The sequence below is a fragment of the Flavobacterium endophyticum genome (assembly GCF_003634455.1).
Classification (GTDB): Bacteria; Bacteroidota; Bacteroidia; order Flavobacteriales; family Flavobacteriaceae; genus Flavobacterium; species Flavobacterium endophyticum.
Genome location: NZ_RBLC01000003.1, coordinates 299,063 through 323,752, shown reverse-complemented (window position 1 = coordinate 323,752; position 24,690 = coordinate 299,063). Strand labels below are relative to the sequence as shown.

The 24,690-nt window shown below is 37.5% G+C and carries 25 protein-coding genes and 1 tRNA gene; 11 read left to right on the top strand and 15 right to left on the bottom strand.

What is annotated here, in order from left to right:
* Positions 1-418 precede the first annotated feature (418 nt).
* The 4 genes from CLV94_RS12965 to CLV94_RS12950 all read left to right on the top strand — a co-directional run bounded on the left by CLV94_RS12965 (position 419) and on the right by CLV94_RS12950 (position 3,641).
* Positions 419-2,107, top strand: a complete 1,689-nt coding sequence (locus CLV94_RS12965; protein WP_121376913.1) for a T9SS-dependent choice-of-anchor J family protein — start codon at positions 419-421, stop codon at positions 2,105-2,107.
* Positions 2,108-2,114: 7 nt separating this feature from the next.
* Positions 2,115-2,312, top strand: coding sequence for a LytTR family DNA-binding domain-containing protein (locus CLV94_RS12960; RefSeq protein ID WP_121376912.1), 198 nt, complete (start codon positions 2,115-2,117; stop codon positions 2,310-2,312).
* Positions 2,313-2,569: 257 nt separating this feature from the next.
* Positions 2,570-3,112 carry a hypothetical protein gene (locus CLV94_RS12955; RefSeq protein ID WP_121376911.1) on the top strand — a complete coding sequence of 181 codons (543 nt, stop codon included), beginning with the start codon at positions 2,570-2,572 and terminating at the stop codon, positions 3,110-3,112.
* A gap of 31 nt (positions 3,113-3,143) precedes the next feature.
* Positions 3,144-3,641 (top strand): hypothetical protein, encoded by a 498-nt coding sequence (locus CLV94_RS12950; protein ID WP_121376910.1) that lies wholly within the window; start codon positions 3,144-3,146, stop codon positions 3,639-3,641.
* 128 nt (positions 3,642-3,769) lie between these two features.
* Here CLV94_RS12950 and CLV94_RS12945 read toward each other — a convergent pair.
* The 5 genes from CLV94_RS12945 to CLV94_RS12925 all read right to left on the bottom strand — a co-directional run bounded on the left by CLV94_RS12945 (position 3,770) and on the right by CLV94_RS12925 (position 8,515).
* A tRNA-Val gene (locus tag CLV94_RS12945) sits at positions 3,770-3,844 on the bottom strand.
* Between the two features lie 58 nt (positions 3,845-3,902).
* The gene (locus CLV94_RS12940; protein WP_121376909.1) at positions 3,903-5,123 is read right to left on the bottom strand and encodes a bifunctional folylpolyglutamate synthase/dihydrofolate synthase; all 1,221 of its coding nucleotides are present in this window, start codon (positions 5,121-5,123) and stop codon (positions 3,903-3,905) included.
* Positions 5,124-5,160: 37 nt separating this feature from the next.
* On the bottom strand, positions 5,161-6,042 hold the full coding sequence (locus tag CLV94_RS12935; protein ID WP_121376908.1) for an energy transducer TonB: 882 nt from the start codon (positions 6,040-6,042) through the stop codon (positions 5,161-5,163).
* An 86-nt stretch (positions 6,043-6,128) separates the two neighbouring features.
* Entirely contained in the window at positions 6,129-7,355 is a 1,227-nt protein-coding gene (locus CLV94_RS12930; protein WP_121376907.1) for a Glu/Leu/Phe/Val dehydrogenase dimerization domain-containing protein, read from the bottom strand.
* A 92-nt stretch (positions 7,356-7,447) separates the two neighbouring features.
* Positions 7,448-8,515 carry an anhydro-N-acetylmuramic acid kinase gene (locus tag CLV94_RS12925; RefSeq protein ID WP_121376906.1) on the bottom strand — a complete coding sequence of 356 codons (1,068 nt, stop codon included), beginning with the start codon at positions 8,513-8,515 and terminating at the stop codon, positions 7,448-7,450.
* A 97-nt stretch (positions 8,516-8,612) separates the two neighbouring features.
* Here CLV94_RS12925 and CLV94_RS12920 point away from each other — a divergent pair, with 97 nt between their 5' ends.
* Together CLV94_RS12920 and CLV94_RS12915 are read left to right on the top strand one after the other, a co-directional pair.
* Positions 8,613-9,755, top strand: coding sequence for an acyl-CoA dehydrogenase (locus tag CLV94_RS12920; RefSeq protein ID WP_121376952.1), 1,143 nt, complete (start codon positions 8,613-8,615; stop codon positions 9,753-9,755).
* A gap of 94 nt (positions 9,756-9,849) precedes the next feature.
* Positions 9,850-12,264, top strand: a complete 2,415-nt coding sequence (locus CLV94_RS12915; RefSeq protein WP_121376905.1) for an ATP-binding protein — start codon at positions 9,850-9,852, stop codon at positions 12,262-12,264.
* Here the strand turns inward: CLV94_RS12915 and CLV94_RS12910 are convergent.
* Positions 12,261-13,601 carry a sigma-54-dependent transcriptional regulator gene (locus CLV94_RS12910; RefSeq protein WP_121376904.1) on the bottom strand — a complete coding sequence of 447 codons (1,341 nt, stop codon included), beginning with the start codon at positions 13,599-13,601 and terminating at the stop codon, positions 12,261-12,263. The genes CLV94_RS12915 and CLV94_RS12910 overlap by 4 nt on opposite strands.
* A gap of 159 nt (positions 13,602-13,760) precedes the next feature.
* Entirely contained in the window at positions 13,761-14,054 is a 294-nt protein-coding gene (locus CLV94_RS12905; protein WP_121376903.1) for a hypothetical protein, read from the bottom strand.
* A gap of 384 nt (positions 14,055-14,438) precedes the next feature.
* On the opposite strand from CLV94_RS12905, the gene CLV94_RS12895 reads away from it, so the two are divergent.
* Positions 14,439-15,383, top strand: coding sequence for a M28 family peptidase (locus CLV94_RS12895; RefSeq protein ID WP_121376901.1), 945 nt, complete (start codon positions 14,439-14,441; stop codon positions 15,381-15,383).
* A 37-nt stretch (positions 15,384-15,420) separates the two neighbouring features.
* Complete coding sequence (locus tag CLV94_RS12890) at positions 15,421-16,098, top strand: SDR family NAD(P)-dependent oxidoreductase (protein WP_121376900.1); 678 nt, start codon at positions 15,421-15,423, stop codon at positions 16,096-16,098.
* Here the strand turns inward: CLV94_RS12890 and CLV94_RS12885 are convergent.
* Positions 16,084-16,800 (bottom strand): VanW family protein, encoded by a 717-nt coding sequence (locus tag CLV94_RS12885; RefSeq protein WP_121376899.1) that lies wholly within the window; start codon positions 16,798-16,800, stop codon positions 16,084-16,086. The two genes, CLV94_RS12890 and CLV94_RS12885, sit on opposite strands and share 15 nt — an antisense overlap.
* The gene (locus tag CLV94_RS12880; RefSeq protein ID WP_121376898.1) at positions 16,797-17,471 is read right to left on the bottom strand and encodes a class I SAM-dependent methyltransferase; all 675 of its coding nucleotides are present in this window, start codon (positions 17,469-17,471) and stop codon (positions 16,797-16,799) included. The genes CLV94_RS12885 and CLV94_RS12880 overlap by 4 nt, the downstream gene beginning before the upstream one ends.
* Before the next feature lie 47 nt (positions 17,472-17,518).
* On the opposite strand from CLV94_RS12880, the gene CLV94_RS12875 reads away from it, so the two are divergent.
* Positions 17,519-18,118 (top strand): SprT-like domain-containing protein, encoded by a 600-nt coding sequence (locus CLV94_RS12875; RefSeq protein ID WP_121376897.1) that lies wholly within the window; start codon positions 17,519-17,521, stop codon positions 18,116-18,118.
* An 80-nt stretch (positions 18,119-18,198) separates the two neighbouring features.
* A complete protein-coding gene (locus tag CLV94_RS12870; protein WP_121376896.1) occupies positions 18,199-19,257 on the top strand; it encodes a mannose-1-phosphate guanylyltransferase in 1,059 nt (352 codons plus the stop codon).
* A gap of 26 nt (positions 19,258-19,283) precedes the next feature.
* Here CLV94_RS12870 and CLV94_RS12865 read toward each other — a convergent pair whose 3' ends face one another.
* From CLV94_RS12865 to CLV94_RS12840, 6 genes are all read right to left on the bottom strand, one after another.
* A complete protein-coding gene (locus CLV94_RS12865) occupies positions 19,284-20,072 on the bottom strand; it encodes an ABC transporter ATP-binding protein (RefSeq protein ID WP_121376895.1) in 789 nt (262 codons plus the stop codon).
* The gene (locus CLV94_RS12860) at positions 20,069-20,818 is read right to left on the bottom strand and encodes an MlaE family ABC transporter permease (protein ID WP_121376894.1); all 750 of its coding nucleotides are present in this window, start codon (positions 20,816-20,818) and stop codon (positions 20,069-20,071) included. The genes CLV94_RS12865 and CLV94_RS12860 overlap by 4 nt, the downstream gene beginning before the upstream one ends.
* A gap of 133 nt (positions 20,819-20,951) precedes the next feature.
* Positions 20,952-21,800, bottom strand: a complete 849-nt coding sequence (locus CLV94_RS12855; RefSeq protein ID WP_121376893.1) for a glycosyltransferase — start codon at positions 21,798-21,800, stop codon at positions 20,952-20,954.
* Between the two features lie 13 nt (positions 21,801-21,813).
* The gene (locus CLV94_RS12850) at positions 21,814-22,344 is read right to left on the bottom strand and encodes a methyltransferase domain-containing protein (protein WP_121376892.1); all 531 of its coding nucleotides are present in this window, start codon (positions 22,342-22,344) and stop codon (positions 21,814-21,816) included.
* A 72-nt stretch (positions 22,345-22,416) separates the two neighbouring features.
* Complete coding sequence (locus CLV94_RS12845) at positions 22,417-23,475, bottom strand: 3-oxoacyl-ACP synthase III family protein (RefSeq protein WP_121376891.1); 1,059 nt, start codon at positions 23,473-23,475, stop codon at positions 22,417-22,419.
* 125 nt (positions 23,476-23,600) lie between these two features.
* Positions 23,601-23,978 carry a group III truncated hemoglobin gene (locus CLV94_RS12840; RefSeq protein WP_170148799.1) on the bottom strand — a complete coding sequence of 126 codons (378 nt, stop codon included), beginning with the start codon at positions 23,976-23,978 and terminating at the stop codon, positions 23,601-23,603.
* A 119-nt stretch (positions 23,979-24,097) separates the two neighbouring features.
* Here CLV94_RS12840 and CLV94_RS12835 point away from each other — a divergent pair, with 119 nt between their 5' ends.
* A complete protein-coding gene (locus CLV94_RS12835) occupies positions 24,098-24,622 on the top strand; it encodes a hypothetical protein (RefSeq protein WP_121376950.1) in 525 nt (174 codons plus the stop codon).
* Positions 24,623-24,690 lie beyond the last annotated feature (68 nt).

The window sequence follows — 24,690 nt, the reverse complement described above, 5'->3', positions numbered from 1 at the left end:
AATGGTATAGAGACAATTGGAATATAAAATCTATTTTTTTGCTGATAGTACTCTTATCTATAGCATTGCTTTTGTGGCTTGCTGTTTGATAAAAGCAAATAGAATACAAAGACGGCGGCCTAAGGCCGCCGTCTTTTTTTTGTACCCTAGTACCTCATGAGTATCTTTTTAGATTCTATCATTTTTTTATGAAAAAATACAGAATCAAGACCCAGCAGAGCAATCAAAAATCAAACTTCTTTGGGAAAAGTATATGGAACACTCAAAAGAAAACAGCCAATAAATCCAAAAGCCGTCAATCTTAATGTTTTAGTAAAAATGCAAATCGGTTTTATTTGTATGTTTGCGCTCAACAAACATTTTCTATACAGCTCTTGGCAATTTTCTTGTTGGCTGTTCAGATCGATACCCCTACAAAATGCAAAACTATTTTAGATTGCTTATTTTATTGGTCCTTTCAGGCCTTGCTCCAAACCTGTCATCGGCGCAGACCACAATTCTAGACCAGACGTTGCTTACGGCACAAAGTTTTAATACGTTTAGCGCTTTTAGTGTTACGGGTTCGCAAAACTGGTCGCATAGTACGATTTATGGAGCCATGTGCAACGGGTATGCAGGTGGACAAAGCTTTGAAAACGAAGACTGGCTTATCAGTTCGGCAATGAATCTGTATCAGACAGATAACGTAAAGCTCACGTTTAACCATACGCGCGGCAATGCTGGCGTCCTAAATGTAGGCGTGGCAGAAGGCTGGTATAAAGTTTTTGCTACAGCTAACTACACAGGCGATCCGGCAACAACAACATGGATTGAACTGACAGGATTGAACCAAACGGTTCCTACTGCCTGGCAATATGTGTCTTCGGGACAGCTTGTGATACCAGATGCTGCGAAATCAGAAAACTCACGAATTGCTTTTCGCTATAAAAGCAGCGCAACCCAGAGCGCTACATGGGAAATAAAGAACGTAAAAGTTGTAGGTCAACCGCAAGCAACAAATCCGAATGCCGGTGTTTTTAAAATTACAAACTGGAATACGGAATGGTTGGGCTGTACTTCATTCGGGCCGACTAACGAAAGCCAACAGATTGCTAATGTTGCGGCGGCCATGCTTTCGATGAATTCGGATATATACTGCATCCAAGAAGTTTCCAACTCTGCAGCAAATCCTTCTATCGCAACACTCGTGTCGCTTTTGGGTAGTGACGAATGGGAAGGCAAGATCGTGCCTACAACAACAGGCGATTGCGACCAGAGACAAGGTATCATCTATAAAAAATCAAAAGTGCAGTTTGTGAGCGCTACGCAATTAAGCAGCGGCAGTCCGTCGCAAGGCAACTCTTATAATTATAATTGGTCTGGCGGACGCTATCCTGCGTTGTATACCGTAAATCTTATTTCGGGAACTACATTAGTTCCGGTATCTATCGTAAACATTCATGCTAAGGCTGAAGACGGTAATGCTACTAGTTATACGCGCCGACTAGGGGCTTCACAAGCCTTAAAGATGATTCTTGACGGAACTAGCTATAATTCAAAGAACCTGATACTGATTGGAGATTTCAACGATTATCTTATCGGAACAACAAGCGATGCGTGCGCCTGTACGCTGTCGCCCTATAAAAACTTTGTCGACGATGAGGTCAATTACAACAGCATTACCAAAAACATGGTTGATGTGAACCAGACTTGGGGAGCGCACCCGATTATCGAAAACATCATCATTTCTAACGAGCTGTCCGCCAACTATGTTTCGAGTAGTACGGCTCAAGAAGCGGCGATAGTGCAAAATATCAGTAATTATTATAATACGACTTCCAACCATTTGCCGGTAAGTGCGACTTTCCAATTTTCGGTACTGGGAACTCCAGAATATACTTATACTCAAAAAAGCCTATTGTCGATTTATCCGAATCCTGTAAAAGAAGAATTGAAGTTTGATACGGCTGGACTAGAAGACAATGCGATAGCACAGATATTAGACCTGACCGGCAGACAGATGAGTTGTCGTCAAATAGATGTAAATACAGTCAGTGTTACTTCTTTGCCAGCCGGAATTTACATTTTGAAAGTGGGTAATAGAAGTGGAAAGTTTGTGAAGGAGTAGGGAAGATATTGTAAGTTGCGAAGCCGATAAGAATTACACGACCTTCAACTTTATGAATACGCCAAAACTCGTCGTTTCTGCCAATCTCAAAGAGTACGAAACGATGCTTTCGCCGTACAGCTTTTTACGCACGCACAAATCGTACTTGATTAAGATGGCGTATTTTGACCATTTTATCAAGGCTGATGGTGGTATACAATCGTGATGCAGAACAAACCCAGTGTGTCGCTATCCGTACGTAAAAAAAGAAGAATTCCTCTTGCTGCTCGAAAGTCTGTCTTATATCCTTAAACGCTTTTCCTCTCATTGCCGACGATAATCTCGCAAAATAGCGCGTATGTTCATCGGCCAAAAATTATATTTCTTTTTGATTTAGTATTGCAATACAGTTCAGAAACGATGCTGTTTATGGAACTGTGCAGACTTAACTTTTTATGTAAACTAAATCAATTAAAAAAGAACATGAGAACAGCATTACGAATTTTTGGAATCCTTGTCATTTTATTTGCATTACTATTTGGAACCATGTCAATCTGGAGAGCCCAGCGCGATAAGGATGATCTTCGCGAAAGTCGCATGGAAATTGTTGAAGCGGAACAAAGCCTTTCTTTATTAAAAGAAGAAGCAAAGAACATGACAGGCGAATCAAAAACGCAAATGAACCAACAGATTGCTACGGCAGAAGAGGGTTTAAAAAAACTTCCGTCAGAATCAGTATATACGACGGTACAAATGCTACTTGGTTTTCTTGTCGTAATTTCATTAATACTAGGCGTATTTCTTTTTCGCCCGAATTTAAATTTTTCCAGAATGTTACTAGTGTCTTCTGTAGTGCTTTTGTTGGCGGCCTATTTTGCTTCTCCTAATCTCGAACGAAGTGAATATTCTGGACTTCCAAGCAGAACATTGGCTCTTTTAACAGGGATTCCGGTAGTCATCGCAGCAGTGTTCGCGTTTTTAATTGCCAAAAATAAGCGCGCTGAAAGCTTACGCAGTGGCCGCTAAACGAAATTACTAACAACTTAATATTTTACTTATGAAATTTAAAAATCTAATGCTCGGACTAGTCATTGCGCTGGCCGTATCTTGCGGGTCAAAAGAAACTAAAGAAAACGATGCGGTCACTAAAGACACCACTGCTACTGAAATACCAGCAGCTGAGACGCCTGTATCGGTAAAGGAAACATTGACGAAAGTTTGGGTCTTAAACGACATAGACTATAAAGTAGGACTTAATGCTGCCGAGGACAAAGAGGCATATAAAGCCAAGCTTGAAAAAGTACTGGCCGATATGAAAGGCAAGAGTGAATTAAACCTTGGCGCCGACGGAAAAGTCAGCGTTGAAATGATGGATCACACGAATACGATCAAAAACTACAACGGTACTTGGTCGCTGACCGATGAAGACAAAACGCTGAACGTGATGCCTGCTGGTTCGCTAGATCCGCTTCAATGGACGATTTGGGAACTCACTCCTGATAGCTTATCACTATTGATCAATAATACGACGATGAAATTCGTTCCTAAAAAATAATTCAATATCTTACTTAATTCAATTGTAAACCACAGTCATATAAGGCTGTGGTTTTTTAGTAAATAGGCTAAATCTTTTCAGACTTTGTAGAATGCAAAAAGCCGAAACTTACGTTTCGGCTTTTCTTGTGGGCGATGAGGGATTCGAACCCCCGACCCTCTGGGTGTAAACCAGATGCTCTGAACCAACTGAGCTAATCGCCCTGATTGCGAGTGCAAATATAGACTGTTTTTTTATATCTGCAAATTATATTTACAAAAATTATAAAATTTCTGCTACTACAAATGTGCTTCCACCAACATAGATAAAGTCAGATTCCAAAGCATTTTCTAGAGCGTTTTTGTAAGCTTCTGTAACAGAGTTGTATACTTTTCCATTGAGTCCGAATGATGTTGCTTTTTGCTGTAAAGTCGAAGCATCTAATCCGCGAGGAATATCAGGCCTGCAAAAATAATAAGTAGCGTTTTTTGGGAAAAGAGGCAATACATCGTCTAAATCTTTGTCGTTTACGACTCCCAATACGATATGAAGCTTGTCAAATTTCTGATTGTTTACTTGATTCATTACGATTTCAAGTCCGTGTTTGTTGTGTGCCGTATCACAGATTACTTTTGGAACTTCTTTCAATTGCTGCCAACGGCCTTGCAGTCCGGTATTTTTGACCACATTCCAAAAACCATTTTTTATATTTTCTTCCGAAATTTGAAATTGTTTTTGAGATTGTAATACGCGAATCGCTTGCAGAACCGTTTTTTTGTTCTGCTTTTGATAATCGCCAAGCAGCACCGAAGGATAGGTTTCTTGGATTATATCGGAAGCAAAGAAAATTTCGGATTGGGTTTCACTCGCTTTTTTCTCAAAAACTGGCTTTGTTTTGGAAGTGTATTCTCCGATGACAACTGGGATTTTTGGCTTGATGATTCCCGCTTTTTCAAAAGCGATTTTTCCCATCGTATTTCCTAAAAACTGCACATGGTCCATTCCGATATTGGTAATGACAGAAAGGAGAGGAGTAATAATATTTGTAGAATCTAATCGTCCGCCCAGACCGACTTCGATAATCGCGATATCAACTTTTTCTTGGCGGAAATAGTCAAACGCCAAACCGACAGTCATTTCGAAAAAGCTCAATTGGTTTTCTTCAAAGAAGGATTTGTTTTGGGCAATAAAGCTTACAATAAAATCTTCGGAAATGTCTTTTCCGTCAATCTTTATTCTTTCGCGAAAATCTTTTAGATGTGGAGAAGTGTATAATCCGGTCTTGTATCCCGCTTCTTGTAAAATCGATGCTAAAAAGTGCGAGGTAGAGCCTTTTCCATTTGTTCCAGCAACGTGAATTGTTTTGATTTCTTTTTCCGGATTATGCAGGTGATTTGCTAATAAAATAGTGTTTGTCAAATCTTCCTTATAGGCAGAAGCACCTTGTTTTTGGTACATTGGCAACTGGTTGAACATCCAGTCTAAAGTTTCAGGATAGGTCATTTTTCAGAATTGAAAATGATGAATATACGTTTGAATATTAATTCAAGCTGAAATTATATACGATTGTTCCGACTTGTTTTTCGGCGGCATCATTGTCTGAAGACCATTTGGTATTCATTGCGGCAATTTTTGCCTGATCCAATAAACAACGTGCAGCATTAGTTGTTCCTTTTACGCCAGGAACAGCACCTATTGTTTTTCCGCTTCTGTCAACAGTCACTTGAACAACAACTTTTCCTTCTTCATTGCATTTGTAAGCAGGAGCTGGTTTGGATATGGCTTTTCGGTTTCCTAATGAATAACCGCCGCCTGTTCCTCCTCCAGAACCTGGTCCGCTTCCAGGGCCATTGCCTGGTCCGTTTCCAGGACCATTACCACCGCCTGTTCCTCCTCCAGAACCTCCATCGCCATAATAGTTGTTTGAATTTTTATCGCCATTGAGTTTTCCTTTGTTTCCAGCAACGCCATCGTCGCCATCACCACCTTTGTTATTTCCGCCTAAGATATTCGCAAGCGCATCATTAGTGGATTTTGAAGGTTTAGGCTTTTCAGGAACAACAACAGGCTTATCCGTTTTTTTAATTTCTGTTTTGACTGGCCTTTTATTTTCAACCACAGAAACCGCGTCTTCATCATCAGAAGCCTGAGTCAAAATATCTTCTTGAGCACTCGCGGATGATTGCGGAGCTGATTTTGCAGTTTGGCTTACTTTTAAAACCTCGCTCGTATAATCAGCTCCAGAACCAAACTCGCTGTCTCCAAAGTTTACAGTTACACCGCCTCCACCGCCTCCGGCAAGTTCTTGGATTCTCTCTTCGGTAGCAAATTTTATTAAAATCAAAAGCAGGATGAAAATCACAAACAATACAGTTGTGATCGCCAACGACTTTTTTTGCTCTTCAGAAATGGTGTAACTCATAGCTTTAAAAAATTATTCTTTATAAAAGTATCATAAAGATAACGGAATTATTGAAAAAATGTTATCTGAACTACTATAATCAATAATTAGACCAACTGTTTCAAGGCAATCTCGAAAGCAGTCGCGCTGATGTTTTTCTTGTCAGAATTTAAGGCGTGTGCCTTTTGGATCGCATTTTTGATTATTTCAGAAGTATCGTTAAAGATAGCTTCATCAGTCATGTGAACTTTTTTCTCCATAAAATAAGCAAATACTCTGGCCATACCGCAGTTAGAGATAAAGTCAGGAATCAAGCTTACTTTTTTATCGGTCGCTTCCATAATCGGACCGAAGAAAATTTCTTTGTCAGCAAACGGAACGTTCGCACCGCATGAAATGACTTCTAATCCAGAAGAGGTCATATTGTCTAATTGTTCTTGAGTAACCAATCTTGAAGCGGCACATGGCGTGAAGATTTCTGCTCCGATGGCCCATATTTTTTGGTTGATTTCTTCAAAAGGAATCATATTGTCGGCTACCAGCTGGTTTCCGTTTTTGTTTACAAACAAGTTTCGGATTTCTTCAAAAGTAAATCCGTTTTCATTGATAACACCGCCGTTACGGTCGATGATACCCACAATTTTTGCTCCAGAATTAGCTAAGTAATAGGCTGCTGCTGAACCTACGTTTCCGAATCCTTGAACGATAGCTTTTTTTCCTTTGATGCTTCCGCCATAGATATCATAAAAATGACGCACTGCTTCGGCTACGCCAAAACCAGTAATCATATCGGCTACGGTATATTTTTGGTTGACATCTGGAGAATAAACTGGATTTTCAATCACTTTTACAACGCCTTGACGCAATTGTCCGATTCGGTTGATTTTGTCAGCTTCAGTCGGTTTAAAATGTCCGTTGAAAACACCTTCTTGCGGATGCCAAACGCCACATTCTTCGGTCATCGGAATTACTTCGTGGATTTCGTCTACATTCAAGTCGCCTCCGGTTCCGTAATAGCTTTTCAACAACGGAGAAACAGCTTTGTACCATCTTTGCAAAACGCCTTTTTTTCTTGGGTCATTTGGATCAAAGTTGATTCCAGATTTGGCACCGCCAATAGCAGGCCCAGAAACTGAAAATTTTACTTCCATAGTTTTTGCCAAAGAAAGAACTTCGTTCATGTCCAATCCTTTTCTCATTCTTGTTCCGCCACCTGCAGCACCACCGCGAAGCGAATTGATAACTGTCCAGCCTTCTGCCTCTGTTTCGGCATCTTTCCAGTTGAATACTATTTCAGGTTCTTTATTTTCAAATTTCTTAAGTAAATCTTTCATTATGTGTACTGTTTGTATGTATTGTTTTATTGGTTTGCAAATATAGTTTTAAAGCTTCAAAAGAGCAAAGTTTTGAGAATCACAATCCTAATTTAAGGCAAGAATATTTTTCCGGAACTGTGATCGTGTTTGGCACCGGTCACGCTTGCCAACACATTGATTTCGTTTCGCAATTTCAAAACGCCTAAGAGTCCGAAAATTAGCGCTTCCTTATATTGTATGGTTTTGTCGTCGGGAATTTCAAATGTCATTTGCGGAAGATGAAAGGCCATTCTTTCGAGCAAGAAATCATTATAAGCGCCGCCGCCTGTCGCCAAAAGCCTTCCCGATTTTTTTGGAACGGCCAAAGCAGTCTGGATTGCAATGTGTTCTACAAAAGTCCGCAATTTGTCTTCTAACGGGATCGGATGTTTTTCAATCATCGGAAGAACGATTGTCTTTACGAATTCAAAACCTAAAGATTTAGGATAGCTTTTCGAATAAAAATCAAGGGCATTCAGTTCTTGCAATAGTGCTTCGGAAACTTTTCCGCTTCGGGCTATTTTCCCCTTATCGTCATATTCCAATTCTGCTAGATCAGCATAATAATTAAGGACAGTATTTACGGGAGAAATATCAAAGGCAATTCTAGTGTTGTTTTCTTCAAAAGAAATGTTTGAAAAACCGCCCAGATTTAGGCAGTAATCATAGTCTGAGAATAAGAATCGGTCGCCGATCGGAACAAGAGGAGCGCCTTGTCCGCCTAATTGAACATCCTGCACTCTAAAATCGCAGATTATTTTTTCTCCGACCAAGTTCGCAATGTTTGGAAGATTTCCAATCTGCAATGTGAAGCCGTTTTGTGGCTGATGCAAAATAGTATGTCCATGCGAACAGACTGCATCTAAATTTTCCAATTGATTGTCTTTAATAAAGCTGGAAATCACGTTCCCTAATAATAAGGTATATTCTTTATTTAAAATCTCGAGTTCTGCAGTTGAAAAATCCACGGCATTTTTAAGCCGGGCTATCCAATCTTCAGAATAAGGGATAGCAACAGCTTCTTTAATTTCAAAGCGCCATCGGTTCTCATGGCGGCTAAGAAGGATATGGGCCAGATCGATACCATCTAAGGATGTTCCCGACATAACCCCGATAACGTTATAGTTTTCTTTGACCATAGGGCCAAAATTAGGCAATCTTATTGAAAATTTGATAATTAATATTTACATTTGGGCACAAAAAAACAACGAACGGCAAATAATACCTTTACAAATTATGGATTTTAAATTAACCGAAGAACACCTAATGATTCAGCAAGCGGCAAGAGATTTTGCTCAAGCAGAATTGCTTCCAGGTGTAATTGAAAGAGACGAACATTCAAAATTTCCGACAGAACAGGTCAAAATGATGGCTGAACTAGGGTTTCTAGGCATGATGGTTGACCCTAAATACGGAGGTGCTGGATTGGATAGCGTTTCTTATGTTTTGGCAATGAAAGAAATTGCAAAAGTAGACGCTTCGGCAGCCGTAGTAATGTCTGTTAACAACTCTTTAGTTTGTGCAGGTATTGAAAAATATTGCAACGAAGAGCAAAAGCAAAAATATCTTGTGCCGTTGGCAAAAGGTGAGGTAATTGGTGCCTTCTGCCTTTCTGAGCCAGAAGCAGGAAGTGATGCAACTTCTCAAAAAACAACAGCAATCGACAAAGGTGACCATTATCTTTTAAATGGTACAAAAAATTGGATTACGAATGGAGCTACCGCTTCGACATATATCGTAATCGCTCAAACTGATATTGAAAAAGGACACAAAGGAATCAATGCTTTTCTTGTTGAAAGAGGATGGGCTGGATTCGAGATCGGTCCGAAAGAACAAAAAATGGGAATCCGCGGATCTGATACACATTCATTAATGTTTACAGACGTAAAAGTTCCTAAAGAAAATAGAATCGGAGAAGATGGTTTCGGATTCAATTTTGCCATGGCAGTATTGAACGGAGGAAGAATCGGAATTGCTTCTCAAGCTTTAGGAATTGCTTCCGGAGCTTATGAATTGGCTTTAAAATATTCAAAAGAAAGAAAAGCTTTTGGGAAGGAAATTTCCAAACACCAAGCCATTGCTTTCAAATTGGCCGATATGGCAACGCAGATTAGCGCGGCAGAAATGTTGTGTATGAAAGCAGCTTGTGAAAAAGATGCTGGACAAGATATTTCTCAGTCGGGTGCGATGGCAAAATTATTTGCTTCTCAAACAGCAATGGATACTACTATTGAAGCGGTACAAATCCATGGTGGTAACGGTTACGTAAGAGAGTATCATGTAGAAAGAATGATGCGTGATGCAAAAATCACTCAGATTTATGAAGGTACATCAGAAATACAAAGAATCGTAATTTCTAGAAGTATCTTGAACGGATAATTTCAATGACATTGGCATAGCCAAATATAAAAATCCAGCAATTTCAGCTGGATTTTTTTTGGAACAGATTATTTTTAAATACTATCTTTATCTCATGAGTCAGAAGCCGAGATCGTTAAAAGGTAAAGTTATTGTTGGTTATCTATTGCTTTTTGTAATAGCCGTTTTGTCTATTTGGTTTGTCTATTCTGAAATTTTAAAAATAGCAACTCCCAATAAAGATGTCACTGCTGACAATCAAAAGATTATCCGAATTAGTAATGCTATTGCGAGCTTGTATGCTTCTGAATCGGCAGGAAGAAATTCTATATTGACAGGTTCAAGAGCCGATTATAACGAATACAATAAACTGCTCGATAGCGTAAAGTCTGAAATCGAAGCGATAAAATCCGAAGCAGACAAAACACAACTTGCTAAGCTGGATACGATTCAATACCTGCTTCAGAAAAAGAAAAATAGCATCAATGAAATTATAAAATTCCAAAATTATGTTGATGAAAAATCAACTTTCAAGAGAGCCGTACGGAAAATTTATAATACCAAAGATTCGCTGGTCAAAAAAATAAAGCCGGTTAAGTTTTCCGGCCGACAGCAGTACAGGGCCTTTTTAAATGAAGTCCTTACGAAAAATCAATTAGATTCTTTGAGCAGGTTGCCACTTTCGAATGATTCGCTTACGATGGCATTTGAAGGCGTGCTGACAAAACTGCTTATAAAAGATAATAAACTGCACTATGAGCTGTTTGAGAAAGAACAAAAAATGCTGGATGAGAACCGTTTTATTTCTGATCAGCTAAGAACGGTTCTTTCATCTCTTGAAAAGCAGATATTGCAGAAATCGTATGCAAAAATCAATGAATCCAAACACGCAATTGATAATACTATTCAAACCATTGCCTGGGTGGGAGCCATAACTTTTTGCTTGCTGATTCTTTTTGCCTACATCATTATCAGGGACCTGACCATCAATCAAAATTATAGGAACCAGCTCGAGGTTTTGAATGCTGAAAAAGAAGATTTGTTACGAAGCAAGATGATGCTTTTGGCAACTGTAACTCATGATATACAAACACCTTTAGGAAGCGTTATCGGCTTTTCGGACTTATTGAAAAACACGCAGATTAATCCAAAGCAACAACAGTATCTCGACAATATAAAACATTCGTCTAATTATATATTAAAGCTTGTCAACGACTTGGTCGACTTCTCAAAACTTGAAAATGACCGTATTACTATAGAAAAGATCAGCTTTAATTTTAAAGATTTGATAGAAAGTACCTGCAAGCCGTTGGAGCCAAATGCCGAAAACAAAGATATCGAGCTGAATTGGGATGTAGAAGAAGCGCTTGATGATAATTTTGTTTCGGATCCTTATAGATTGAAACAGATATTGACCAATCTGGTTTCGAATGCGATAAAATTTACGCAAGAAGGCTCTGTTGAGGTCTTGGCGAAGATTGAAGCAAACAATATCGTGGTTTCGGTTATCGATACAGGAATCGGGATTGCCAAAAACAAGCAAAAAGCTGTTTTTAAAGAATTTACGCAAGCGCATGCAGGAATCGAGAAGAAATTCGGCGGAACCGGTCTCGGCTTGACAATTGCCAAAAGAATGCTATACCTTTTAGATGGTAGCATTGTCTTGGATAGTGAGGAAAACAAAGGATCGATATTTACGATTACTATTCCGGCCATCAAGTCGGGAATAAAAGCAGTAGAGGAAAGCGTGTCGATTTTAGATTCTGAAACGGAATTTTTACGAGACAAAAGAATCTTGATTGTTGATGATGATGCGATGCAACTTTCTTTGATGAAAGAAATTTTCTCGAATTATCCGGTATCAATAACCACGTTGGTCGATGCTTCTAAAGTAAGAAATTTGCTGGAGCATGAGCATTTCGATTTGGTCTTGAGTGATATTCAGATGCCGAATATCGACGGATTTGAATTGGTGAGGATTATAAGGAATAATAACAGTCCAGAAGTAGCATCTATTCCTGTGATTGCCTTGTCTGGCAAAAGAAATTTGAATCCGGAAGACTTTACAAGCAAAGGATTTACAGCTTTTCACCCAAAACCATTACGATTGGAAGAATTGCTTCTTTTGATGAAATCTATTTTCAATGGAAAGCCGATGGATGTTGCTGTTCAGGTGACCAATGCCAAAAAGGACGAGAAATTGTTTGATTTGTCCAGCTTGAACAAGTTTACGCAAAACGATCCTGTTTCTTTAAAACTAATTGTCGATACGTTTATAACCAGCGTTGCCGAAAATTCAGAATCGTTGCGAACAGCCGTTGCGGAAATGAACCATCAAAGGATGGCTGAAATAGCGCATAAGATGATTCCGATGTTGAAACAGATGGAAGTCTATACAATTTCAGATTTGCTGGAGCCGATAGAAGACCAAACTTTAGGGTATGACAAAGAGGACATGGAAAAGTATGTCGAAGTCGTTTTTCAAAAACTATCGGTACTAATTTCAGAGCTTGAAAAGGAAATTAACTAAAGGTCTATACTGTATAATTTCAGCTTGTTGTAAAGCGTTTTTCGGTCTATATTCAAAAGTTTTGCCGCCTTGGTTTTGTTGAAACCTGCTTTTTCCAAAGCAGAGCGAATTGCAGATTCTTCATTTTCTTTTGAATAATACGAAACAGCATTTTCTTGCTCAATAGCCGAACGCATTTCTTGAGGCAAGACATCAATAGGCACTGAATTGGTTTTGGTAAGCAATACAGATCGCTTGATTGTATTTTTCATCTCGCGAAGATTTCCTGGCCAGTCATAATTCATAAACAATTCAATGACTTCATCATCAAAGCCTTCAATGTCTTTTTCTAAATCTTCATTGGCCAAAGCTAAGAAATGATGCGCAAACACCATGATGTCATGTTTTCTTTCGCTTAATCTAGGAGCTTGGATGCAAAATTCATTGAGCCTATGATATAAATCTTCCCTGAAATCGCCACGCTTAACAGCTTCTGATAAATCTTCGTTTGTAGCCGCAATGACCCTGATATCTACTTTGATTTCGTGATTGCTGCCGACAGGTTTTACTTTGCGTTCCTGCAAAGCACGAAGCAGTTGGATTTGGACTTCATACGAAAGGTTTCCAACTTCATCTAAAAATAAAGTACCACCATTGGCCGCTTCGAAATGGCCCGTCTTGTCATTGATAGCTCCCGTAAAAGAACCTTTTATATGTCCGAAAAACTCGCTAGAAGCCAATTCTTTTGGAATGGCACCGCAATCTACTGGAATAAAAGGCTTATCTTTTCGCTTGCTTTGCGTGTGTATGGTATGTGCAATATATTCTTTTCCCGTACCGCTGTCGCCAATAATCAGTACTGACATATTGGTTGGCGAGACAAGGCTGATGTATTCGTGTAATTGGTTTGAAGTAGAACTTATCCCTTTCACAAAAGCAAGATCGGTAGTTTCTTTCTTTTCGCTTTTTGTGGCAACAGGTTCCGGTTTTTCAGCTCTCTTTTTTAAGGATTGTTCAATGGTATGAAGAATCTCGTCAGGATTGATAGGCTTTCCGACATAATCATAAGCTCCCATTTTCATGGCGCTTACGGCTGTTTTGATATCTGTATAACCGGTCATCAATACGACTTGGGTTTTGAAAGAAGTTTCTTTGATGGATTTTAGGATCTGGATGCCGTCGCTGTCAGGCAGTCGGATATCCGTCAAGACCACATCGAAAACTTGATTTTTTATTGCTTCTTCTGCTTCTCTTGCAGTGAAAGCATTGGTAACATCATAACCTTTTTTTTGTAAAAAGGTTTTCAGCATTACGCAAAAAGACGTGTCATCATCAATCACCAAAATTTTCGAACTCATAAGACAGGGGTGTAGTAATGTTTTTCACAAATTTAAAATTTTAAACCAATTTTAAGTGTTAATATATGTTATAATATAAAAACAATAAAGGAGATGCCCCCACATCTCCTTTAATATTGCGAAGAATATAAATTCTTCCTTCAACAAACTTAACTTAAACTATGCTTCTTTTATAAACTCACCTTTTGACGTGAAGTATGCAGTTACAGTCTTATCATCTTTTGACAGAATCAATTTGTACTCTCCATCGTCAGCTACGTGAGCTTCCTTTATTGTATATCCACCATATTTTGAACTGATGGTTTTTAACGCATCAGCTGGAATAGCAGATGGTTCAATTGGTTTATATTGTTTTTCCTGGATAACGGAAATTTCAGTTGTCGTTTTTTCTGATGCCGTAGCGTTTATTCCAAAACCTAATACTAATGCGGCTAATATTAAAATCTTTTTCATAACAATTTTTTTGTGGTATTGTGTTGTTTTCTTTTTCGATTAGTTAATAGAAATAAATGTGCCATTACGTGAAAGGTAATGCTGATTATGTTTAAATATCTGATAATCAATGGTTTTTGTTTGTTTTTATTTTTTGTTGCTAATGGGGAATTTGTGTAATTGTGTGGAAATCTAACAGAAAAAGTGTGGAATTCAACAAATTTAGTGGCGTTTTGAGAATGTGGAATCGCTGATATCAGATATAAAAAAATGCGAAATGACATCTTTGTGCTCTATTTTTAGAAAAATGCGATGTAATTGCCTCCTTATTTATCCTTTACAGATTCTCAATTATTGCCTTATTTTTTTTACTTTAGCCAAAGCCAACCCGTCAATTATAGACCGATGATTAAAAAAATAGTTTCTCTGTTTTTTTTGTGTGCCCTAGTAAGCTGCAAATCAAATTCCCCAGTTGTTGCTTATAAAGTAGAGCAGCAGTCAGTCGCTAAAACATTAGAGTTTCTTGCTTCCGACGAACTGCAAGGGAGAGCTGCGGGTTCACCCGGAATTGATAAGGCAGCCCAATATCTTGAAAAAGTTTTTTCAGAGAATTCCATCAAGCCGTATTTCTCCACTTATAAAGATACACTCTCCAACTATCCTAAAACCACTTATAATATTGTAGGTTATTTGGAAGGAAACGATCCAAAGCTTAAAAAAGAATTTGTAGTGGTCAGTGCCCATTATGATCATATCGGTTTGGCGGAAAAGGCAATTAGCGGAGATAATATAAATAACGGAGCAAATGATAATGCTTCTGGAACTACAGCGGTAACTGAAATCGTGAAATATTTCGGTAAGACAAAATCGAATAAAAGAAGCATTCTTTTTGTGTTCTTTTCTGCCGAAGAAGAAGGACTGCTAGGTTCAAAGCATTTGGCTAAAAAGCTAAAAGAAAAAAACTTTAATATTTATACGATGTTGAATTTTGAAATGATCGGAGTTCCTATGAAGCGTGATTTCACGGCCTATATTACAGGTTATGGAAAATCGAACATGGCTTCAAAATTCAATGAATATTCAGGCAAAAATCTGATTGGGTTTGTACAGCAAGAACTCACCTATAGGCTGTTTATGGCTTCTGATAATTATCCGTTTTTTACAGAATTCAATATTCCAGCCCAGACAGTTTGTACTTTCGATTTTGAGAATTTCGACTATTATCACCAAGTACAAGATGAGTTCAAGCTAATGGATACGGCCCACATGACTTCCTTTATCCAAGACATGCTGCCGGTAATCGAAAAAATGGCAAATACTTCTACAAAGGAAATTACCCTAAAAAAATAATGAATGCGGTCCGAAAGGGATCGCGAGTTTAATTGAAATGAAAAACATCATCATAACAGGAACAAGCAGGGGAATCGGTTACGAATTAGCCTTGCTGTTTGCAAACGCAGGACATCAAGTTTTGGCAATTTCTCGAAAAACGCCACAGGCACTTTTAGAAAATAAAAACATTACATGCTTGTCTGTTGATTTATCAATTGAAGAAGATCTAGCAAAAATCGAAAATTTCCTTTCTTCTGCGTGGAAGCAAGTCGATGCGATAATACATAATGCAGGAGCGCTATTGCTGAAGCCATTTTCTGAAACCTCTACTCAAGATTTCGAGAAAATTTATAAGGTAAATGTTTTCGGAGTTGCCTCGCTGACACGAATTTCTTTGCCTTATCTGAAACAAGGAAGCCATGTCGTTACCATCAGCAGCATGGGCGGAATACAAGGGAGCATGAAGTTTGCAGGTCTTTCTGCCTACAGTTCCAGCAAGGGAGCAGTAATAACACTTTCCGAACTGCTTTCAGAAGAATATAAAGAAAGAGGAATTTCTTTTAATGTCTTGGCATTAGGCTCAGTACAGACAGAAATGCTTGCGGAAGCCTTCCCTGGATATCAAGCTCCGCTTTCAGCAAAAGAAATGGCAGATTATATTTATGATTTTACCTTAAAAGGGAATAAGCTTTATAATGGCAAAGTCTTGCAGGTTTCTTCATCGACTCCTTAATTTGTTGTAAAAAGAAATAGCAACCTTTTTGGTGTCTATAAAAGTAATTACTTCTATTTTTTTACCCTTATCGACAATATTGAAGGTTATTTTATGCTCTTCTATTTCCTGTGGACTGTTTAGTGCGCAAACAATATGAGAACCTTTAATTTCGATTTTGAATTGTATCGGAAAAGGATTATTGTTTACAATTCTCAAATCTTTGTAGCCATAAACTACAGTAGCATCGGCACCTAAAGGAGTGAACCGTTCTTCTTCTGAATAGATATCGACGGAATGATTGTGCCTTTCCAATATCTTAAGATTGGCTTTCAATGCCGTATGATAGATGATCCCCGAAAGCTGGCAGAGTCCTCCGCCGACTTCTTCGGAAATTTTTTGGTTTACGATATTCCGCCCTTTTTTAAATCCGTTTCTTTCCGAAGGATTTCCAACTATTTTCCAAAAAGAAAATAATTCGTTTGGGAGGACGCAAATCTCATTAATGGCTTTTGAAGCCACCTGCAAGTTGTGGATTTTGTTTTCTAAAAAAGCTCCTTTTTTTATTTCCTGCTCGGTTGTGATTGAGAAGCCAGAAATATTTTCTAGTGGTCTTTTTTTTGCAAAACGATTTTTAGAAATAAATTCTAGATCAGTAATATACCTTTTTAGTATTTTGAATTTTAGCTTTACGACCGTCGGGATAAGTCTTTTCGCATTCATGTTTTTTCTAATTCAATAATGAGGTAAGAAGAATACTCTTTGAGAAAGGTCTTGCAAAAAAAAGTATCGATCTTTTGCAATAAGGGTCGGGTAGAAGAAGGAAACCGATGGATAGGAAAAAAAAGAATTCCCTGACGGTGCTTTATCTTCCAATTTGATTCGATCAAGTTTTCTATGTCTTTAATTGAGAAATCATTAGCGCCATGCCAGCCTTCGTTTTTGTATTTGAACAGTCTTCTTCTCTTTTTAGAAGGAAAGTCGAAAATCAACCGGCCTTCTTTTTTTAATTTTTGATGTGATTCTTGAAGAAATTCATTAACGATTGTCTTGTCAAGATGCATAAGCACATGAAAAGAAAATATGACATCGAAAAAAGCATCGGGATATGGAATTTCAGAAACACTGCCCAATCTGATTTCTTTATCTGAAAATTTGCTTTTTGCAACTTCAATCATTCTTGGACTAATGTCAGCGCCATGGGTTGCATAATCTAAAAATCTTCCTGTTCCGCAACCTAAATCCAAGATGTTGCTGGAATCAAGAAGAGGCAAGTTCTTTTTCAAGTAGGCTCTTTCTTGAGAATCGATATAATTTCCATACGAATTCCCAAACCTATTCTGATCATAAGTCGATGCTAATTCATCATAATATATTTTTATTTCTTCAATCATATCATAAATGTATAGCATTTCTACCAAAAATAAATAAATTTGTAATAATGAGTGAAGTCTTGTCAAAATATCTCCCTGAACACGCTGTAGAGCCGTGTTTCGAGTTAATTAAAGCCAACGAAGTCCATCTAAAAATTGTCAATGAACGTATGACACGCCATGGCGATTATAGGAAAGGAGCCAGTGGCAAACATGAAATCACTATAAATTCCAGCCTGAATAAATATAAATTTCTCATGACTTTGATTCATGAAATAGCGCATCTGGTCGCTTTTAAGAAGTTTGGCAGGAATATCAAGCCCCATGGCAATGAATGGAAATATACCTTTCAGCAATTGATGGTTCCTTTTATACGCCCTGAAATTTTCCCAAGCCATATATTGCCACTGATGGCAAGGCATTTTAGGAATCCGGCGGCAAGCAGCGACACGGATGCGACCTTGTCTTTGGCCTTAAAACAATTTGACGAAGGAAACGATAAGAATTATATATTTGAGATACCTTATGGAAGTTTGTTTAGAATCCATAACGGAAAGATATTTAAAAAAGGTGCTCAAAGGATCAAACGGTTTGAATGCCTAGAAGTAAGTTCAGGAAGGATTTATTTATTTAATCCGAATGCAGAAGTAGAACTTTTGCCCAGCTGATGTTAAATGTTAATTAAACCATTTTGATTTAAGTTTAGAATTAAGAATATTTACATAGATTGTAAAAATATAATCCAAATATGAATAAGAATTATTTTGCCATACTAATGGCTGGTGGTGTTGGCTCTCGATTTTGGCCAGTGAGCACTAGCGAATTTCCAAAGCAGTTTCACGATATGCTGGGGACAGGGGAAACTCTCATCCAAAAAACATTTAGCAGATTATCTAAGCTGATTCCGCCAGAAAATATTTTTATCCTGACAAACGAAAAATACAATGATTTGGTCTTGGCTCAACTTCCTGAAGCCAAACAAGAACAGGTTTTGTTGGAGCCAGCAATGAGAAATACGGCGCCTTGTATTTTATACGCTTCCTTAAAAATAAAAAAAATAAATCCGGATGCCGTAATGGTTGTAGCGCCAAGCGATCATTGGATTGAAGATGAAGGAGCATTCATAAACGATCTTCAGGTTGCTTTTGACTTTTGCGAAAAAGATAATGCTTTAATGACTCTAGGTATACAGCCGACTTTTCCTAATACAGGTTTTGGCTATATTGAATATGATAAATCGGATGAAAATCCTATAAAAAAAGTAAGCCAATTTAGAGAAAAACCAGATTATGAAACCGCCAAAGAGTTTTTGAAAAGCGGAAATTTTCTGTGGAATGCAGGCATATTTATTTGGAGCGTAAAATCAATTATCCAAGCCTTTGAGATTTTTCAGCCACAGCTGTATAGCTTGTTTATGAAAGGCTTTGAAAACTATAATTCTGATTTGGAAAAAGTCTTTATTGAAGAGAATTATGCCGATGCGGAAAATATTTCTATCGATTATGCGGTTATGGAAAAAGCATCAAATGTATTTGTGCTTCCGGCTACTTTTGATTGGAATGATTTGGGTACATGGGGTTCATTGTATGAGAAACTTCCTAAAGATAATCAGTTGAACGCTGTGATTAACGCTACAGTTTTTCTAGAAAATGCCTCAAACAATATCATCCGAACCGATGCAAAGAAATTGATTGTTATTGATGGACTGAATGATTATATAATCGTAGATAGAGAAGACGTATTACTGATTTATCCAAAGGATAAGGAACAAGAGATAAAACGAATTACAGCGATTATAAATAAATAAAAAAAGCCTGCTTCTGCAGGCTTTTTTTATTTATTGTTGTTTTCTTCTTCATCAGCATCAGCCAAAAGGCTTTCCCTGACTTTTTTGAATAGGTCTGATGAGTAGACAAACTCAACGATAGATTTGTTCTTAGTCTCTAAAATTTCTTCGTTGTTTCCTTCCCATTCTTTCAGTCCGTTTTTTAAGAAAACGATTTTTTCGCCAATTTGCAAGACGGAGTTCATGTCGTGCGTATTTATGACCGTAGTCATATTGTATTCTTTAGTAATTTCTTGGATCAGGACATCAATAAGGATAGAGGTTTCTGGGTCTAACCCCGAGTTTGGCTCATCACAAAAAAGATATTTCGGATTGTTTACAATAGCTCTTGCAATGGCAACACGCTTCTGCATACCTCCAGAAATTTCAGAAGGAAATTTTTTATTGGCATCCACAAGATTAACTCTTTCTAGTACTTGATTGACGCGATCGCGGATTTCGCTCTTTTTCTTGTTGGAAAACATTTTTAGCGGAAAGCCCACATTTTCTTCCACTGTCATGGAATCAAAAAGAGCGCTTCCTTGGAAAACCATTCCGATTTCTGTTCTTAATTCTCGTTTTTCATCTGGAGTCAATTCCGAATAAATTTTTCCGTTGAAAGATATAGATCCTTCATCTGGAGTGTGAATTCCAAGCAATGTCTTAAGCAAAACGGTTTTTCCAGAGCCGCTTCGCCCGATAATAAGATTGGTTTTTCCAGCCTCAAAAGTAGTAGAAATCCCTTTTAAGATTTGTGAATCGCCAAACGATTTTTTTATGTCTTTTACTTCGATCATGAGCTTAAAAGTAATTGTGTTAATATAAAGTTCATGAGAATAACCACGACACTCGTCCAAACAAATGAAACCGTACTCGCTTTACCTACTTCTAAAGCACCGCCTTTCATGTAATAACCATGAAAAGAAGGAATGGTTGCCAAGATAAAGGCATAGACCATTGTTTTTATAAACGCGTACACAATGTGAAACGGAATAAAATCGGTTTGTAATCCGGTAATAAACTCATCGCTAGAGGTCAGGTCGCCATAAACAGAAGCCATATAACCGCCTAAAATTCCTAAGAACATACTTAATGCAATTACGAACGGGTAAAGCATCAAAGCAGCTATTTTTGGGAAAACTAAGTAGTTTAGCGAATTTACTCCCATAACTTCTAAAGCATCAATTTGTTCTGTAACTCTCATTGTCCCAATGCTGGAAGTAATGAAAGATCCTACTTTTCCGGCCATGATGATCGAAATAAAAGTAGGCGCAAATTCTAATATTACAGACTGCCTTGTTGCAAAAGCGATCAAGGTTTTTGGAATCAGAGGATTGGTCAAGTTTAAAGCAGTTTGTATCGCAACAACACCACCAATAAAGAAAGAAATAAAAGCAACGATTCCTAAAGATCCGATAATCAAATCGTCTATTTCTTTTAAGATGAGCTGCTTCATATAGGACCATTTTGTCGGTTTATTGAAGATTTCCTTCAACATGATAAAATAGCGGCCTATTTGGGTTAAGTATCGAATTATCATTATACGTTTCTAAATTATGGCTAAAATACGAAATTTGTTATGAGTTGCTGGTTATGGATTATGAGTTTTTTTGAGAAACTGCTAAATAGATAAAAGCGATTGGACTAAAGATAGTCATGAAAATGGTAACGTACCATTAAATTAACTTTTCCTTCATTTTTTTCAGGCGGTAGCTTCTAATAAATCGGGCTTGTTCTTCTGTTACCAAAAGAGGTTTTTTTGCCGTTTTTGCCTTTAGAAAACCTTTGATGTAGTCAAAAAATAAGAAAGGTTTTTTCTTAAGCATTGCTAATTTAGCCGAAGCAATTGCCGTAATCAGAAACCCATAGCCTAAACTATAGAATGCTTCGCCTTGTTTATAACGGGCAATTTTGTTGTAGTTAGCTCCAGTCGGTTTGAGATGTTTTACTTTTAAGGAGGCGTCGGTTACTACTTTCCAGCCGTAGAATTTGCAAAGCAGTTCGTCTACAGTGTCCCAGCCCATAGCAGGCTTTAAAGTTCCGATCTGTAGAAAGCATTCTTTTCGATATGCTTTAAAAGCGCCACGTATATGATCTTTGTCGGTAAGGTTTTCAAGTATCCAATCACCGTTTTTTTCGATATACGCAAATCCTCCGGCCATGCCGATTTTTGAGTCCGATTTGAAAATAGTGATAATCGTTTCGAAATAATTTGCTGGCAGAATCAAGTCGGCATCCAGTTTTACGATTACATCATAATTTTCGTCCAACGTTTCATATCCTTTGTGAAAAGCCTGGATGACCTTGCTTCCAGGAAGATGGATGGCTTCAGAAGTTCTTTTTACCAGATGTATAAAAGGATATTTTGCAGCAAATTCTTGAACTATTTTTGATGTCTTGTCTGTCGAATTATCATCAACCACCACGAGTTTTGTAGGCAGGAGCGTTTGATCTGCTAAAGACTGCAAAGTTAAAGCGATAAAAGCTTCTTCGTTATGCGCTGGAATGACGATATAATAGTTCATAATGAATTATGAATTATGAATTATGAATTTTCTCAGCATAAACAATATAATATCTGTTCGTGAATCTTCGCAATAAGGGTCTGATTCCAAATTTCTTGACTGGATTTGTCCATTTTTGCCTGTCGATTATTTTCCAGCCTGTTTTTTCCAACAGCCAGTCGAGCTGCCAATCCTCAAATTCGTGATAATGGCGGTCCCACATATCAGTTTTGCTGCGATAGGCCGGTGAAAACCAAAGACGCAACGGTATAGAAATAAATAGCTTGTCGGATTTTATATTTTGCAATACGGTATAAGGATTCAACAGATGCTCGAATATTTCAAATGCTGTTGTTACAGTATAGTGCTCTCCCTGAAGCGCAGCCTGGTCATTGTCCAGATCTTCACCTGTCGTGTTTAGGACTTTAAAACCTTCCTCTTTCATGATTTTTGAGAATGGATTTTCCACTCCTAAATCGAGGATTGTTTCTGAAGTAGTAATATGCTTGTTTAAAAAATCCAGCGTATGCTTGAATCTTTTATTCGGAAACGTTTTTTCGTACATCGTGTTTCAAGTTTAAGGTTTCAAGTTTTCAAAGTATTGCAATGACAGCTTGAAACCTGAAACTGGAACTTTTTATAGTCTATAAGTAAATGCGTTGACATTCATTCCTGCGCCAACGGATGCAAAGATAATAACATCTCCCTTATGAAGTTTCTGATTTTCGATTTTTCCTTTCATTAAAAGGTCGTATAAGGTTGGGACTGTTGCAACGCTGCTATTGCCAAATTTATGGATGCTCATTGGCATAATGTCTTTGGGCGGCGTTTGCTGAAATAATTTATAAAATCGGTGAATTATTGCCTCGTCCATTTTTTCGTTGGCCTGATGTATAAGAATCTTTTTGACTTCAGAAATATCAATACCGCTTTTCTCAAGGCAGCTCTTCATGGCACAGGGAACTTGGCTCAATGCAAATTCATAGATTTTACGGCCGAACATTTTGATATAACGTACGTCTGGATCCAAATCTTTATTATAGGATTCTCCAAAATACAAGTAGTTGGCTTCTTCATATGCAAATGTGGCGCTTTCATACGATAATATTCCTTCGCTATCTTCCGTGCCTTCTACAATGGTCGCTCCGGCACCATCGGCATAAATCATCGAATCACGATCATGCGGATCGATAACTCTTGAAAGCGTTTCAGCTCCAATCACAAGGCAGCGTTTGGCCATTCCTGATTTGATGTAAGCGTTAGCTTGGAGCGTACCTTCAATCCATCCCGGACATCCGAAAAGAATATCATAGGCCACGCATTTCGGATTTTTAATCTGAAGCCTATGTTTGACTCTTGAGGCCAAACTCGGAATCATGTCTGACTGAATTTTGCCGTGTTTTACATCTCCAAAATTATGCGCAAGTATGATATAGTCAATTGTTTCAGGGTCAATTTTTGCATCTTCTATGGCACGTTGTGATGCCAAAAAAGCGATGTCGGAAGCAAGCAATTCGTTGTCGACATAACGACGTTCTTCTATTCCGGTAATATCTTTAAATTTTCCAATAATGACTTCTGTAGAATGAGACAAAGGCGTTCCATCTTCACTTAGAAAAACATGCTTATCAAAATCTTGGTTTGTTATTTTGATTTCTGGAATGTAACTGCCAGAACCAATTATTTTTATATTCATCTTGAAAGTTTATAGATTATGCTAATGTATTAAAAATTAATGGGCCGACAACAAAAAATGCTATGCATGCATATAATTATGATATCGTCATTTTTTTGAAAGAATATTAATGATATGCTTTTATTTTATGCTGATTTGTGTAATTTAATCTGCATAACGGTCGAAATGGATAAAGCTTTGGTTTTAATCCGTTCCGAATTTTCTCCTGAAAAGTTTTCATCAACAGTCAAATTAAAGGTAGCAAGCCATGTTTTGAAGTGTTCAGGCGTTAAATTTGACTTTTTATTGAGGTCTAAGTGAAGTTGGAGTACGTTATTTTTATAATTGCCTTTGCCAAACAAGCTCAGGTTCCAGAAATCTGTAATAATAGGAAGATGTTCTTCAAGGTTTATTTTGGCGATGTCAGTAAATAAGTAGCTTATCGTGTTGTCTTTAAGTAGTTTATTGTAGAATTTGGACATTAACATTACTAAATCCTCACGATTTTCAATATCTTTTATCATGTTATTTCGGAAAAGTTTAAAATTAGGTTAATATCTTGAGGATTAAAAAACAAATTATGTTTTTTTTGTAAGTAAAAATGTTATATTTGGCGCCAAAATCAACAATTAACTTAGAAAAAATGAAAAAAAGTATTTTATTACTGATGTTGTTAATGACCTCTTCATTAATTTTTGCACAGACTGACAAAATCTTCAAGCACAATGGAGAAACTGTTAATGGAAAAGTAATCCGCTTGGATGAATATGTTATCGTGTTTAAATATGATGGTGAAGATGCAGAAAATTCTATTGGTAAGTATGCCATTGAAAAAATCGTTTACGGAAAAAGCGGAAGAGTAGAAGAGGTTTCTGAAAAAATTATTGTGAACTCTGAAAAAGATTGGGAAAAAGTCGTAATCCTAGAAGAAAAATCGTATATCGCTGGATTGAAAAAAGGTGAAGAAGTTAGAGGAAAAACAGGTCTAATTAACTTCCAAACAGGAAATACAGGAGATAAAAAAGCAGAGAAAAAACTAAAAATGGAAGCAGCCAAACTTGGATGTCCTTTTATTTTATTAACTGCTGACAAGACTACTGTTGGAGCTAGTTCAAATTCATTAGGCGGCTCTCAAGCTATCAAAAAAGGAGTAGCTTACAAATACTAATATAAGTTTTCTTAATAAATCAAATGCCTCGAGAAGTCGGGGCATTTTTTTATGCTGTAATTTTTTAT